This is a genomic window from Leptolyngbya sp. FACHB-321, from assembly GCF_014695975.1.
GTDB lineage: Bacteria > Cyanobacteriota > Cyanobacteriia > Leptolyngbyales > Leptolyngbyaceae > Stenomitos.
Window position 1 is genome coordinate 33,107 of record NZ_JACJPI010000029.1, and the last position, 12,600, is coordinate 45,706.

Sequence of the window (12,600 nt, forward strand, 5' to 3'; positions counted from 1 at the left end):
CTGCTTTTGGCTGTCTTGGAGATCTGGCACATTATAGTTTGAAGTGAAGTTTGTCTCCTGGTTCGTCAGAACCAAGAGAGACGTTCTACTGAGCGGAAAGTCTAGGGTTAGTGTGAACGGCTGCTTGCAGTCGTGGGTGCATAATGTTTTGCCAGTCTTTTAGGGTTTTCAAACTCTTCAGGGCTGACAGCATGTCACCCCATTGATCCGGCTCAATCACGAAGCTGAACTCCGTCATGGTTAGCCAAGCGTCACTCGTTATGCAATCAAAGCCACCGGCTGTTTTACCGTGTACTTCAACTGCCCAGCAGTATTCTCTGCCTGCGTCGTCTACATACGATTCTGGGTGGAAGGTAAGCTCAACGCCTTCTTGCTTGTGCAAAAACACCACTTGTGAGTTGTCTATGCCCTCGAAATGGTCTTGTCTCTCGAAACCAAGCGTTACTAATCGATCGAACTGGGCGCTTTCGTCGTCCGTGAACGTATAAGTCCGGGTTGCCATTGGGGTTGCTCTGAAGGTCATACTGCTTGCAGGAGCTTGTGAGAGGGCAGGAAGGAAGGGGTTTGTTTCCTGCCCCTGTCAACGTTTGAAGTTCAGCCTCAATTGGTAACTCTGGAACCAGCGCTCTGCGAACGACGGTCACTCTTTGGCAGCTACCAGGTGCGGGGCAGCAACAAGGAAATGTTCTCGCCACGGTAAGTCTCCGTTCCAACGGCTTTCCAGGACATGACGGGCATGCGTTGCGGTAGAAGCTGTTTGTCCGTTCATAGCGTGTATGGTTTGTTCGCATTCAACACGACTACCTGTACTCACAACAGCAAGACTCCACCAGTACTGGTTTTTACCGAGCTTCAGTCTGCGGACTCGGTAAATAGCCCATGCTTGGGCGTTCAGGGTTTGTTCGTATAACGTCAGGGCGATTGTGTTCTTGTCTAGCTCTAGCAGCGATCGCAGCATGTGTCGCTTAAAAAGGGACTGTCGGGGGCTCATTGCGAGCGCCATGTACTCCATGAGCAACGCTTCAGCACTGGCTTCAGTATCGTCCCAGTGACGCTGGAGCGTTTCTGCCCGGCTGTCTGCCGACACCCCAAACGGGACTAATGAGGCAAGCAGAGCGTTCATACGGTTCGCCTGCTACTGTAGACGCTATGCGTTCAGTGTCAGCCCGTCCCAGTCTCCTTTCCACCGGTGGGAAGCGCGTGACCATATTGGGGTGGTTGCCGCCATATTCTCGTGCTTTATCCAGTCGCTTCAGTTCGTCTGCGTTGTACTGTATGAGCGACACGACTAAGCGATCGCCAAAGAGTTGTTGCTTGAACGCCTGTAGTACCTCCCCTTTGAACTTAATCGCGCAGACATGACCGTTGGCATACTGGGGCACACCACCGTACTGCGTGTGGTGATCGACAATGCTGTAATCGCCTTCCGTGAAGCAAAGGTCTGGCTCTGTCGTGTAATCGAGGACAGTAAGCGATCGCCCTCATACGCGATCGCTTTTTCATGTCCTGTGTCCTGTAGGTCAGTTACAGAGTGTTTTGTAGTACAGCAAATAGTTGAGTAGCTGCATAGTTCATACACTGATGAGAGCCTATACCTACCCTGACTTCTGACTGCTTCTTAATGCCCAGTACAGTACAGAAATGAGTGCGATTGCCAGCACAACCAACGGCAAGCCTTCAAAGTGTCTCTGGTAGTATCCAGCGTCACGGGCGATAGCCGTGGTAGTGAAATCTTCCCTAGCAAAAAGCCCAGCTCTAAGACCGGGTGAGACTGACTTAGAGTACCTACCCAATTATGCTAAGGCTTGCACATTACTTTAACTAATGAGAGCGGTCAGAATCCAAACTCTCGCACTAGGGCTAGGTTCTTCACTTGCTTGCTCAACTTAAAGCGAAGCCGGAACAGGGTAGTCTTAAGACAAATGGTTAAATGTCACCCAAGCATAAGTCAGAACCCCTAAGAGGCTCATGCCCAAGAGCGGTTCTTGTTGCTTCTGCCATAGGTGACGCAAACCATCACGAAACGAAGCGAAAGCGGCTCGACGCTCTTGACCCAATGCGATCATTAACTCGGTAACTTTGGCATCAACTTCCTGAAGGGAAAGCTCATGCCGCTGATAAGCGGCTTCCAGCTTGTCTAATTCGCGCCAGTAAGTGTTGGTTGCCTCAAACAGGTTAGGCATCATCGTCACCGACCCATAAAATAAACTTTTGTAAATATAACTTAACGTATCGCTATAAGGTGTGAGTCGGTCAATGGGTAGAACCTGACGATCGCTCGGTTTGTGAGTCTACTGAGAGTGGGGGCGTTCGCTTCACTCCCGATTCAAAGCTCCGTTTAGCAAGCTGCTCGTCGAATTACTTTATTGAGCGGTGTGGCTTCGTGCCAGTCAGCTCGCGGAGTGTGTTAGGCGCTTCTGGTAGGGTGGCACCAAGTCACTTTTGCTATCTGGGCACCGCGCCGCTGCTCCTAGCCACTATCTGGTGGCGAGCGCACAGTGCTTGGGCATCGTCGCCATGCCATCCGATTGAACAGGTTGAGGGGGCATGATAGAGAGCGAGCGACAGGATGCTGAAACGCATCAGGCTCATGGCGGGATCGATTAAGTATCCTAGAACATTGTGAATGACTTAGATCGCACCTAAACTGCTGATGAACCAGTTTGTTCAGTAACCTTTGACACCGAACCGCTCCCTGTTCGATTGCTAGCTCATTTGCTCATGTGGAGGCAGTATGTTTATCAGCATCATTGCAGATTACGGGACGGGCGACCCTGCTTTCGCTGAAGTGACTCAACGATTGCTGGCAGCGCTGCCTGATGCTCAACTTCATACCCTTTCAGTGCCTCCCTTCAGCACGCTTGCAACAGGTTTCTGGATTGCTCAATTGGGACTGAACTTTGGTCCGAGTGATCGCCTGATCTATCACAATTGCGCCCCGCGCCAGGATGACCCGGAAGCCCGCCGCAACAATGAAGGGGAAGGGCTGACCTATGCCCTACTGCCCAATGGAGTCAAGGTTGTAGGGGTGAATGCAGGCTATACCCTTTCCTTTATTAAGCACCATGCCAAAGTCTTGCAAGTGGTCAACGTCTCCAAGGGTGGATCCCAGTTTCGTTCACGGGATGTGTTCCCTCCCGCTGCTGCTGCCATCATGCAGGATAACTTTAGTCTCCTAGGCGACAACCTAAGTTTGAAGCAAATCCCGGATGTGCCGCAGGGTCGGGTTGCCTGGATTGATGGCTATGGGAATATCAAGACTACCATTGCGGCAGGTACCCTCAGCCTGGAGCCTGAAAGCAAGATTGTGATCCGCATTGGCGATGTGGTTAGCGATGCCGTTTATTCCGATGGCAGCTTCAAAGTGTCTGAAGGAACACTGGCATTTGCCCCCGGTAGCTCTGGCTGGTCATCCCCTGATGGGGGAGAACCCCTACGCTGGATGGAACTCTTTTTGCGGGGTGGTAATGCCTGGGAGCGGTTTGGCAAGCCACGGGTGAATCAATCGATCGCTCAAATTGCCTGATTTAGATCCGCTGTTTCCAGGGTCTCAAGCTGTTGCTGCGCCCATTCTCGCAGTTGTTCATCTTGGTCATTGACGGCTTTGTCGTTTAGAAGTTCAAGCGTTATGGGATGGTTGGGATAGTGAGTGAGGAGTCCTTGCAGAGCAAACTTACGAGGGTTAACTTCCCAGGATAAAGAAACATTTCGGGTAAACGAATCGTTTCATTGCCAGGTATGGCTTATACGGCGGAACTGCAACAAGCCCTCGACGGCAACTTGGTTCATAATGAGGTTTGGCGCTTCCCACAGGTTGGCAACACAGCTTGTCTCACTATGAAAGGTGATGCAGACTGCGCCGAAGGGGCTTTCTAGAAAAACTGTGTTCATACTGCCCCGAGCTGAAACAGCAGTGTTTTCAAGGTACTGAGCGCGTCAACACCTTGCTTGATTGACCACTCTGCTTGCAGCAGGCATTCCATGACCGCTGCTAACTGCGGTGCTTGCCACCCTTGCAATTCCTGCTTTAGGTAATACAGCCGCTTGGGGTTGCCAAGACCCGAAGCTTGAGCGATTACTAGGTCAGAGTGTCGTCGTTCTTGCAGCATGGACTTGACCCAAAGCCAGGTACGAAACTGCGTGACCAGGCTTTGCAGTATGCGTAGTGGCGCTTCGTTGCGATCAAGCAGTTGGTGCAGCGTTCCTAGCGCTGCCTGGGTCTGCCGTTCTCTGATCTGACTGGCTAACCGTAGCGCTGTAGACGCAGTAGTTTGGACAATCGCCTCTACTTCGGTGGTAGTGAGTGATGCTGGTCGTTCGCCCTGGTAGAGCAGGAGACGTTCGAGGGCTTGAAAGCGCTCTCGTCGCTGGTTCCCCACGGCTTCGACTAGGTAAGCGAGGGCATTGGGTTGTAGTCTGACTCCATAGTCCCGCGTGTCTTGGTCGGTCTCCTGGGTCAGTCGGGTGCTGTCCCAAGACGGTGTGAGTGGAAACTCCTGCACTGTGCCGTTTTGCTGTAGCCACTTAGTAAGACCCAACGTGCCATTCGGTTTCTGCAAACAAGTTAGCAGCAGTCGTTTTTCTGGTCTCATGCTCTGCAATGCGGCTTTAAACTCGTCTTGCAGTGGCTTCGCGACTTTGCCTAGCTGCAGAACTGTGGTGTCCTGTAACCAGAGCCACTGCCCATGTGTCAGCGTGTACTGCCTGAGCGCTGCCATAACTGTTTTCAGATCGTCATCTGTAGTATGCGGTATTTTTTGGCAGGTCTGGTCTGCCATCAGCACCCGTACTGCAAGCTGCAGACTATACTCGTCACTGCCATAGAAGCAACAGATCATAAGGTTGGTCTCTTGGAAAGCGTCCTGCTGCTAACAGCGAAAGGGGCGAAAGGTAAGGGCAAGGGCGAAGAGCGTGCTATCCATCCTTGCCTCTGCTTTCAGGTCGCACAATATGCACTAGCGGTTCGCTTTGTGGTGCGGGAACTGTGGCTTTGCTCTGTGGTAATCGTTGCTGCTTCAGTGCCAGCGTCACTTCCGACCACCTCGCTTCAAAGCCTGGTCTGTGGTACTCGTTTACAACGGCTGGGCAAACGACCAGCATAGTTTCTGTGCAAATGCCTGTCTCAGCGCGTTTCTGCACCCAAACACGGTAGGCGTAGTCCGATCGCTCCACACTCAGCCCATGTTCTGCAGCTAGTACTTGTAGTCGCTCCAGTGCCTCTGTGTAGCGAGAAAACGGAGTAAACCGGAATCTGCTCTCACTGCCTCTCCTCTGTAGTCGCTTCTGTCAGCACTTAGAGCGTTGCTCACACTGACAGGACGTAGTGAAGTAGGAAAGGCATAGGGGGTTACACTGCCCTTGTATTAGCGTTCAAGCAAGTTAGCCGCTTGCTATTTGTATAGAACGCTTAACACACCGTCCTGTTACTAGGAGCGGCTTTGAGTAATAGCGCTCACAGAACTTGAGCGCAATATTGCGACAGGCATTCAAGCCCGCATGCATAATTTTCCCAGACCGTGAGATTGCCAGTGAACCAGGATAGTGACCTTCAGTTTGCTGAAAGCAGTCCCAGTTTTCCGCCAACTCCTGAAGCAACAAGGTTTCGTGCCACAGGGCAGCATCATCGCTAAACGGAAGTGCTACGAAGCGGCAAAGCAACAGGTGATGAAGCGTGTGGAGCAGCGACAGCAGCAGGGATGGCACAACCGTGCCGAAAACTTACAGCAACCGACACGAGTCAGAGCAAGGCACATGCGGCGATGCAAAGCGCCAAGGCAAGCGCCACGCTTTTGAGCTGCCTTTGACCCGATGCGAGGGCACTTTCACCCAAAGCAACATGAACTCAGTGCAAAACGCTACCGAGAACAGCGGCGCCAGCACTTGGAGGATTGGCGAGAAAGCACTTGCTTAAAAGTTGCTGCGTCAAATTGGGCAACGCTGAAAGCTAAGGATGATTGTGCTTAATTTTGGACACACTCGGTTAAGTTGACATTGCCCCAAATCGCTCCTGGAGAAAATCAACTAGTAAGCTTACCTTGGTTGATAGATGACGATTGACCGGATAAATCACCGAAATCGAAAGTTCAGGTGGATGATAGTTGGGCAACACCATTCGCAGCACCCCATGCTGCAATTCCTGCTTGACAATAAATATCGGCAGTAGCGCAATCCCTAACCCTTGCACTGCCGCATCCCTGAGCACTTCGCCATTGTTAGAGCACAACACCCCCTTCACCGCAATCGTCTGTTCTCCCTCGGCTCCGATCAGTGTCCACTGATGTTCCACTACTAATTGACCATAGTGTAAACAGGAATGGTGACGCAATTCCTCTGGGTAAGTCGGAGTGCCGTGAGCCTTCAGATAGTTTGGAGCCGCACACAACACTCGGGGTGCCGCAGCCAACGGATGCACAATCAAGCTTGCACTCTCTTGAGGTTTGGCAATTCGTACCGTGACATCAAAACCTTCTTCGATCGGGTCAATAAAGCGATCGTTCAGCGTTAGCTGCACCTGTAAATCGGGATACTGCACCATGAAATCGGCAAGAGCAGGAGCTAAGTGCATCGTGCCAAAGGTCATCGGCGCATTCACTTTCAGCCGGCCTCTTGGTTCCGCTTGCAGTTGGATCAGCGATCGCTCCGCCTCTTCCAAACTTGCCAAGATCTCGACACAGCGCTCATGAAACGCCAACCCTGTCTCAGTGGGAGTTACCACTCGCGTACTGCGATGCAGCAGTTGTATACCCAGTTCATTTTCCAGGGCAATGACGAGCTTGTTAACTTGCGATCGAGACATTCCCATCGCTCTTGCTGCCGCCGCAAAGCCTCCAGAGTTAACCACTTGAGTAAACGCCCGCATACTTTCAAACTTATCCATCGTGCAGTTATTGTAGCTATTTCAGAGACAGTCTGCCTCTAAAATAACGTATTGTCTTTTATTTGGATTCATCTCATAATAACAGTGTGGTTAAACAAACAACTCTTAACCATTCGGAGGCACCAAAAATGATTACAATTCGACCCGCTCAAGACCGTGGCGCTGCTAATTTTGGTTGGCTCGATAGTCGTCACACCTTCTCTTTTGGTGAGTATTACGACCCCAAGCACATGGGCTTTGCTGATTTGCGTGTGATTAATGAAGACAAAGTAGCGCCTGGACAAGGTTTCAGTACGCACGGGCACCGGGATATGGAAATCATTTCCTATGTGTTAGAAGGCGCATTAGAGCATAAAGACAGCATCGGCACTGGCTCAGTGATTCGTCCGGGAGATGTGCAGCGGATGTCTGCCGGCACAGGCATCCAGCACAGCGAATACAATGCCTCGAAAACCGAGCCAGTTCACTTTCTGCAAATCTGGATTCTGCCAGAACAGAAAGGGATTAAACCCGGTTACGAGCAGAAAACATTCACCGAGGCAGAAAAGCGCGGCAAATTGCGCCTCGTTGGGTCGCATGATGGACGAGATGACTCCATTACAATTCACCAAAATGTTGACCTTTACGCTGCCGCATTGCAGGAAGGCGATACCGTCATTCATCCCTTCGTCAAGGGACGAGTTGCCTGGTTGCAGGTGGCGCGAGGGGCCGTGCAGTTGAATGATCAAATACTGACGGCTGGTGATGGGGCAGCAATTACCCAAGAAGCACAGATCACTCTGGAAGGTGCATCGAATGATAGTGAAGTCCTGTTGTTTGACATGGCGGCCTAAGTAGTTGGGCGGTAGGAGAAAGAAGAAAGGAGAATTTAACATCACACTGTTCTTGCCTTTCCCCTGCCCTTTTCCCGCTCAGTCCATTAAACTCACCATTGTCCCCAGGAAACCTTAATGAAACTGTTTTACATGCCCGGAGACTGTTTTCTTGCCCCTCATATTGTGATGGAATGGATTGGTAAACGCTTTGACCTGGGTCGAGCGTGGCAAAACTCGTGAACCGGAGTTTCTAGCCGTCAATCCGGCGGGAAAAGTCCCTACCTTGATTGAAGCGAGTGGACGGGTGTTAACCGAAGCGGAAGCCATCTTACTTTACCAAGCTGAAGCGTTTCCAGAGGCACAGCTGGGTGCTAGTCCCGCCCCAGAGACACGGTAGGGCGGATGCTGTGCCTGTCACCTGGCAACAAGTGCTGCTAGAGTACCAGCGCGATTGGGCATGCAAGGAAACCTATGATGCTGTCATTGGTCTGGTCAAGGAACACTCTGGTGCTTACGGTGTGGGCGTTGAGTATGCCTACACGATGGTACATGGTGCGCCACCAAGCAATGAGAAAACGCGTGCAATAGCTCATGCCTAAGCTTTAGGAGAGGGGGAAGGAAAATAGTTCCGTCTTCCTCCTTGCTTCTAATCAAATACTGCCGTAGAACCACTTTAAACTTTAGGAGCATCCAGTGAAGAACAAGTTTACCGTCGAGAATGCGGCAATGCTGTTGATTGACCACCAACAGGGCACGATCAAGCTTGCCCGTAACTTGCCTTACGCAGAAATTGTACAAAACACTCGTGCTCTAGCACGCACGGCAGTCGAAAGTGAAATGCCATTGGTGTTGACCATCAGCATGGAAGACCACTTTCAGGGCTTGTTGTTGAATGATTTACAGGAACTGGCCCCTGAAGCCTACAAACATCGCGTTAAACGTCCTGGTGTGGTGGATGCCTGGGAATATGATGAGTACAAAAGTGCAGTTATTGCCACAGGTCGGCAAAAGCTCATTATGGCAGGGTTGACGAATGATGTTTGCATCGTCTATCCCGCTATGAGCGCGATCGAGGATGGGTTTGAAGTGCAGGTGGTGGTGGATGCGGGCGGTTCACCGACAACATTGGCGGACGAAACGGCTCTGAGACGTATGGAAAAGCACGGGGTCACTCTAACTTCCACCAATCAAGTGATGGCAGAACTGGCGAACTTCTGGTCCGAAGGGATTGGACAGACCATCCAGACCATCATGTATCAAGAAATTCTTGCCAAGTTAGTTGAGGTATAAAGATGACCTCGACGACAAATATCCTGGTCGTTTACACCTCAACACTGGGGAACACCCAAAAAATGGCTGAGGCCGTTGCCGCTGGTGCACGATCGCTCGAAAGCACAAGCGTGCTTCTGCGGGAAGCAACCGAGGCAACGAGAGAAGAAGTCCGGGTGTGTGACGCACTGTTGTTGGGTACGCCCCTACGGCATCGGTCGGCGGATGCCCGGGTAAAACAGTTTATTGAGAACACGATCGAAGTTCTTTGGCTCACTGATGACCTGGTGGGTAAAGTGGGCGGTGTGTTCTCCGTGGGCGGCGGCTATGGCAATGCCGGGGCGGGTGTAGAAATTGCCCAACTGGGCTTGCTGGCAGCCATGGCAGCGGCAGGCATGCTTTTAGTCCCCTTGCCTAAAACTACACCTGGAGCCGGTGTTGCTGGCAGTCACTGGGGTGCACACGGCAGAAGCGGCGGACCCAATATGGAGCCAGTCGGCATCACCAATGAGATGCTTCAGTGTGCTTATCATCATGGTGCGAATGTAGCGCGGGTAGCGGTGGCACTCCAGGGCAAAGACTTGATGGCACGGGGCAACCAGGTACCCTCTCAGGCCTTAATTGCTCTGTTTTCCGGCTCTGAACAACTGTGAATGAGAAATTGTTCTTCTTTGATCTTTACTAGGAGCGCTTTTAGACATGACTCACATGCTTCAGCTTGATGCTAGTCTGCGTGGTGAAAGATCCATCTCATGCCAGCTCTCAAAAGCGTTCGTCGCTAATTGGAAAGTAGCACATCCTCATGACACAGTAACTTATCGTGATTTAGGGTATCATCCCGTTCCCCTGGTTGATGAACCTTGGATCGCTGCCGCTTACTCTGCACCTGACCAACACACGCCCGAACAAGCCGCCGCCATTCGTTCCTCCAATGCACTCGTGGATGAATTCTTGCATGGATGAATTCTTGGCAGTCGATCGCTATGTCTTCAGCGCCCCCATGTCTAACTTCAGCATTCCCGCAGGTTTTAAGGCCTACCTTAACCAAATTGTGCGCGTCGGTCGTACCTTTAGCATTGCAGCCGATGGCAGTTACAAAAGCTTGGTTACGGGCAAAAAGCTGTTGCTTATTACGGCGCGGGGCGGTTCCTATCCCAAAGATATGCCTTACTATCCCTACGATATGCAGGAACCCTATTTGCGACTCATCTTTGGCTTCCTTGGCATCACTGATGTTGAAGTGATTCACGCCGATCATCTGCTGGGTGGAGATGAGGCTCGTCAGCCGGCGATCGCCAAGGCTCAATCGGCCTTAAAAGTGTTGGTGTCTCGTTAGTCGTTTGCCTGCAATCGCACTGATGGCTCATTCAAGGTGTGCTGCCTAAAGTTGCCTAACCATTTGCTGTCTCTATGATGGTTGTTCCAGATGAAACGTTTCTCTCGGTTGATCCTACCTTCTTTAATGATTGGAATGTCTCTCATACCACAAACTCTACTAGGGTCTGCCGCGGCTCAGGAGACAATGAGTAGTCAGATGCTACCGGTGAGCCAGCTTGCCGATGTACAACCAACCGATTGGGCGTTTCAGGCCTTGCGATCGTTGATGGAACGCTACGGTTGTATGGCTGGCTATCCCGACCCAGCCTTTGGTGGGCAGCGATCGCTGACGCGTTATGAGTTTGCCGCCGGGTTAAATGCCTGTCTCGCTCAACTGAATCAGCGACTCGCCAGCGCCACAGCAGAGTTAGTTGAAACAGACGCTCTACCAACCTTGCAACGACTTCAAGCAGAATTTGCTGCTGAACTGACAACACTGCGGGGACGCGTAGACACTCTTGAAGCTCGAACTGCAACTTTAGAAGCTCAACAATTTTCGACCACTACCAAACTTACTGGACAGGTTCTCTTCTCAGTCAATGGCGGCGATTTTGCTGGGGAAAGCATCATTGATCCAACTGGGAGAGTATTGGCGGATCAGGACTTGCATCCAACAGCCCTCTATCGAGTTGCCCTCGATCTAAACACCAGTTTCACTGGCACCGACTTACTCAAAATTCGGATTGATACAGGCAGCAATGGCGCGAACGACAACGTGTCAGGGGTTTTAGAGCCAAGCTTTGGCAGCGTGTTAGATTACTCGGTTAAACCGCCCAGCGATGGCAACGTTGGCCTTGGGCGGCTGTACTACACCTTTCAACCGCTGCGGCATTTGAGTGTCTCCATCGGTCCCGATATTCGCACTACTGATTATGTCGATCGCAACAGCTACGCCAACGCTAGTTTTCGAGACTTCAGCACGTTAGCACTAGTCAACAATTTCATTCTGTTTCCAGTCAATGGCCCCAGTGCCGGGGCGGCGATCGACTGGAAACTGGGGGACTTCAGCCTGCGTGCTTTGTATGCTGCCGCCGATGCTGCCAATCCTGGTACTGGACAACCCCTTCGAGGCACGTCTTCTTTCACGCGAGTTTTATATCCCACCAGTGTGACAAATCCAGCAGCACTGGGCGATTCTCCTTTGGAGACACAAGGTGAACGTGGCTTGTTTGGATCTACCCATCAAAGCACGGTGGAAGTTGAATACGCCCCCTCCCGCCATCTGGCGATTCGCTTGCAGTACAGCGGTGGAGAAGTGTTTGACCGTCGCTTTAATGTCTTTGGCGTGAATGTAGAAGCTCGCCTCACGCCTGGAATCGCTCTCTTTAGCAGATATGGTGTGGGCACCTATCACAACACAGTATTTGACGATGTCACTTTAGCTTACTGGATGGCTGGTGTTGCCTTCCCCAACCTGTTTAAGCAAGGGGCGATCGCGGGCATTGCCGCCGGTCAACCGCTCATTGCCTCTGCGATTGGTAACGCGACTCAAACCAATTTTGAAGCATTTTATAACTTTCCTCTCAATGGCAATATTCGCATCACACCTACGATTCAGGTGATCACAAAGGCCGGGAATCAAGATGCAAATGGCACGATCGTCACTGGTACAGTGAGAACTGTTTTTCTGTTTTGAACATGGTCATCAGGAGGGATAAATTCGATGGTGGAAGAACCGCTAACCCTTAGCACAGAGGAAGACGCTCCAGTCACGGCAATTATCTCTCATGTCGTGCGTCCTGGGCGGGAACAAGGCTATGGAAGCATGGTTTCATGGCATCGCCGCCGATGCCCGACAGTTTAAAGGACATTTGGGTGTCAGCACCATTCGACCGCAGGATCATTCCCACCCTGAGTATGTGGTGATCCTCAAGTTTGATCGCTATGACAACCTCAAAGCCTGGCTAGAGTCCGGTGTTCGGCACGAATGGCTTGAACGATTACAACCCCTGATTGAAGAACCGGAGGCTATTCAAACCCTAACTGGCTTGGAAACCTGGTTTACCCTCCCAAACAAAACCATCAAGGCTCCTCCACCGAAATACAAGATGGCACTGGTGACTTGGCTGGGTGTGTTTGTCACTCTGGCTGTCGTCAGTCGCTTACTCGCTCCGCTGCTGTCCAACCTACCAATATTGCTCAATCAATTAATCACTACCGGACTGGTCGTCGCCCTGCTCACTTACCTGATCATGCCTTACCTGACCAGGTTCTTCAAACGGTGGCTATACTCGAAACTCTAAGCGTCGGAGCGTCGCGTCT

Annotated in this window: 16 protein-coding genes and 2 pseudogenes; 11 read left to right on the forward strand and 7 right to left on the reverse strand. The window is 51.5% G+C overall.

Annotated features, from left to right (window positions below; genetic code table 11):
- Positions 1-85 precede the first annotated feature (85 nt).
- The 4 genes from H6F76_RS03230 to H6F76_RS03245 form a co-directional block, all read right to left on the reverse strand.
- The gene (locus H6F76_RS03230; protein ID WP_190505885.1) at positions 86-502 is read right to left on the reverse strand and encodes a hypothetical protein; all 417 of its coding nucleotides are present in this window, start codon (positions 500-502) and stop codon (positions 86-88) included.
- A 138-nt stretch (positions 503-640) separates the two neighbouring features.
- Positions 641-1,123, reverse strand: a complete 483-nt coding sequence (locus tag H6F76_RS03235) for a hypothetical protein (protein ID WP_190505887.1) — start codon at positions 1,121-1,123, stop codon at positions 641-643.
- A complete protein-coding gene (locus H6F76_RS03240; RefSeq protein ID WP_190505889.1) occupies positions 1,035-1,382 on the reverse strand; it encodes a hypothetical protein in 348 nt (115 codons plus the stop codon). Before H6F76_RS03240 ends, H6F76_RS03235 begins: the two co-directional genes overlap by 89 nt.
- 531 nt (positions 1,383-1,913) lie before the next feature.
- Positions 1,914-2,186, reverse strand: coding sequence for a hypothetical protein (locus H6F76_RS03245; protein WP_190505891.1), 273 nt, complete (start codon positions 2,184-2,186; stop codon positions 1,914-1,916).
- A gap of 548 nt (positions 2,187-2,734) precedes the next feature.
- Between H6F76_RS03245 and H6F76_RS03250 the strand changes: the two genes are divergently transcribed.
- Positions 2,735-3,526 (forward strand): SAM-dependent chlorinase/fluorinase, encoded by a 792-nt coding sequence (locus H6F76_RS03250; RefSeq protein WP_190505893.1) that lies wholly within the window; start codon positions 2,735-2,737, stop codon positions 3,524-3,526.
- 200 nt (positions 3,527-3,726) lie between these two features.
- Here the strand turns inward: H6F76_RS03250 and H6F76_RS03255 are convergent, their stop codons facing one another.
- Positions 3,727-3,891 (reverse strand): hypothetical protein, encoded by a 165-nt coding sequence (locus H6F76_RS03255; protein ID WP_190505895.1) that lies wholly within the window; start codon positions 3,889-3,891, stop codon positions 3,727-3,729.
- Entirely contained in the window at positions 3,888-4,838 is a 951-nt protein-coding gene (holA, locus tag H6F76_RS03260) for a DNA polymerase III subunit delta (protein ID WP_190449726.1), read from the reverse strand. The genes H6F76_RS03255 and holA overlap by 4 nt, the downstream gene beginning before the upstream one ends.
- Before the next feature lie 12 nt (positions 4,839-4,850).
- Between holA and H6F76_RS03265 the strand changes: the two genes are divergently transcribed.
- Positions 4,851-5,102, forward strand: a complete 252-nt coding sequence (locus tag H6F76_RS03265) for a hypothetical protein (protein WP_190505897.1) — start codon at positions 4,851-4,853, stop codon at positions 5,100-5,102.
- A 439-nt stretch (positions 5,103-5,541) separates the two neighbouring features.
- Positions 5,542-5,793 carry a hypothetical protein gene (locus H6F76_RS03270; protein ID WP_206754319.1) on the forward strand — a complete coding sequence of 84 codons (252 nt, stop codon included), beginning with the start codon at positions 5,542-5,544 and terminating at the stop codon, positions 5,791-5,793.
- Positions 5,794-5,980: 187 nt separating this feature from the next.
- Here the strand turns inward: H6F76_RS03270 and H6F76_RS03275 are convergent, their stop codons facing one another.
- Positions 5,981-6,877 carry a LysR family transcriptional regulator gene (locus H6F76_RS03275; RefSeq protein WP_190505901.1) on the reverse strand — a complete coding sequence of 299 codons (897 nt, stop codon included), beginning with the start codon at positions 6,875-6,877 and terminating at the stop codon, positions 5,981-5,983.
- Between the two features lie 128 nt (positions 6,878-7,005).
- On the opposite strand from H6F76_RS03275, the gene H6F76_RS03280 reads away from it, so the two are divergent.
- The 8 genes and pseudogenes from H6F76_RS03280 (at position 7,006) to H6F76_RS03315 (ending at position 12,581) form a co-directional block, all read left to right on the forward strand.
- Positions 7,006-7,710 (forward strand): pirin family protein, encoded by a 705-nt coding sequence (locus H6F76_RS03280; RefSeq protein ID WP_190505903.1) that lies wholly within the window; start codon positions 7,006-7,008, stop codon positions 7,708-7,710.
- A 190-nt stretch (positions 7,711-7,900) separates the two neighbouring features.
- Complete coding sequence (locus tag H6F76_RS03285) at positions 7,901-8,089, forward strand: glutathione S-transferase N-terminal domain-containing protein (protein WP_190505905.1); 189 nt, start codon at positions 7,901-7,903, stop codon at positions 8,087-8,089.
- A pseudogene (locus H6F76_RS03290) lies at positions 8,088-8,291 on the forward strand (hypothetical protein); the annotation flags it as partial. The gene H6F76_RS03285 and the pseudogene H6F76_RS03290, both read left to right, overlap by 2 nt.
- A 94-nt stretch (positions 8,292-8,385) precedes the next feature.
- Positions 8,386-8,982: an isochorismatase family protein gene (locus H6F76_RS03295; protein WP_347275972.1), complete on the forward strand. Its 597-nt coding sequence runs from the start codon at positions 8,386-8,388 to the stop codon at positions 8,980-8,982.
- Positions 8,983-8,984: 2 nt separating this feature from the next.
- Positions 8,985-9,614 (forward strand): flavodoxin domain-containing protein, encoded by a 630-nt coding sequence (locus H6F76_RS03300; RefSeq protein WP_190449716.1) that lies wholly within the window; start codon positions 8,985-8,987, stop codon positions 9,612-9,614.
- A gap of 46 nt (positions 9,615-9,660) precedes the next feature.
- A pseudogene (locus H6F76_RS31330) lies at positions 9,661-10,297 on the forward strand (NAD(P)H-dependent oxidoreductase).
- Between the two features lie 186 nt (positions 10,298-10,483).
- Positions 10,484-11,974 carry an iron uptake porin gene (locus H6F76_RS03310; RefSeq protein ID WP_199305321.1) on the forward strand — a complete coding sequence of 497 codons (1,491 nt, stop codon included), beginning with the start codon at positions 10,484-10,486 and terminating at the stop codon, positions 11,972-11,974.
- A gap of 121 nt (positions 11,975-12,095) precedes the next feature.
- Entirely contained in the window at positions 12,096-12,581 is a 486-nt protein-coding gene (locus tag H6F76_RS03315; RefSeq protein WP_242036499.1) for an antibiotic biosynthesis monooxygenase, read from the forward strand.
- The last annotated feature ends 19 nt before the right edge of the window (positions 12,582-12,600 follow it).

Excerpts from the sequence above, each read along its gene's own strand:
- H6F76_RS03230 (WP_190505885.1), bottom strand. The coding sequence starts at position 502 with ATGGCAACCCGGACTTATACGTTCACGGACGACGAAAGCGCCCAGTTC.
- H6F76_RS03235 (WP_190505887.1), bottom strand. The coding sequence starts at position 1,123 with ATGAACGCTCTGCTTGCCTCATTAGTCCCGTTTGGGGTGTCGGCAGAC.
- H6F76_RS03245 (WP_190505891.1), bottom strand. The coding sequence starts at position 2,186 with ATGATGCCTAACCTGTTTGAGGCAACCAACACTTACTGGCGCGAATTA.
- H6F76_RS03250 (WP_190505893.1), top strand. The coding sequence starts at position 2,735 with ATGTTTATCAGCATCATTGCAGATTACGGGACGGGCGACCCTGCTTTC.
- H6F76_RS03255 (WP_190505895.1), bottom strand. The coding sequence starts at position 3,891 with ATGAACACAGTTTTTCTAGAAAGCCCCTTCGGCGCAGTCTGCATCACC.
- holA (WP_190449726.1), bottom strand. The coding sequence starts at position 4,838 with ATGATCTGTTGCTTCTATGGCAGTGACGAGTATAGTCTGCAGCTTGCA.
- H6F76_RS03275 (WP_190505901.1), bottom strand. The coding sequence starts at position 6,877 with ATGGATAAGTTTGAAAGTATGCGGGCGTTTACTCAAGTGGTTAACTCT.
- H6F76_RS03280 (WP_190505903.1), top strand. The coding sequence starts at position 7,006 with ATGATTACAATTCGACCCGCTCAAGACCGTGGCGCTGCTAATTTTGGT.
- H6F76_RS03300 (WP_190449716.1), top strand. The coding sequence starts at position 8,985 with ATGACCTCGACGACAAATATCCTGGTCGTTTACACCTCAACACTGGGG.
- H6F76_RS03310 (WP_199305321.1), top strand. The coding sequence starts at position 10,484 with ATGAGTAGTCAGATGCTACCGGTGAGCCAGCTTGCCGATGTACAACCA.
- H6F76_RS03315 (WP_242036499.1), top strand. The coding sequence starts at position 12,096 with ATGGAAGCATGGTTTCATGGCATCGCCGCCGATGCCCGACAGTTTAAA.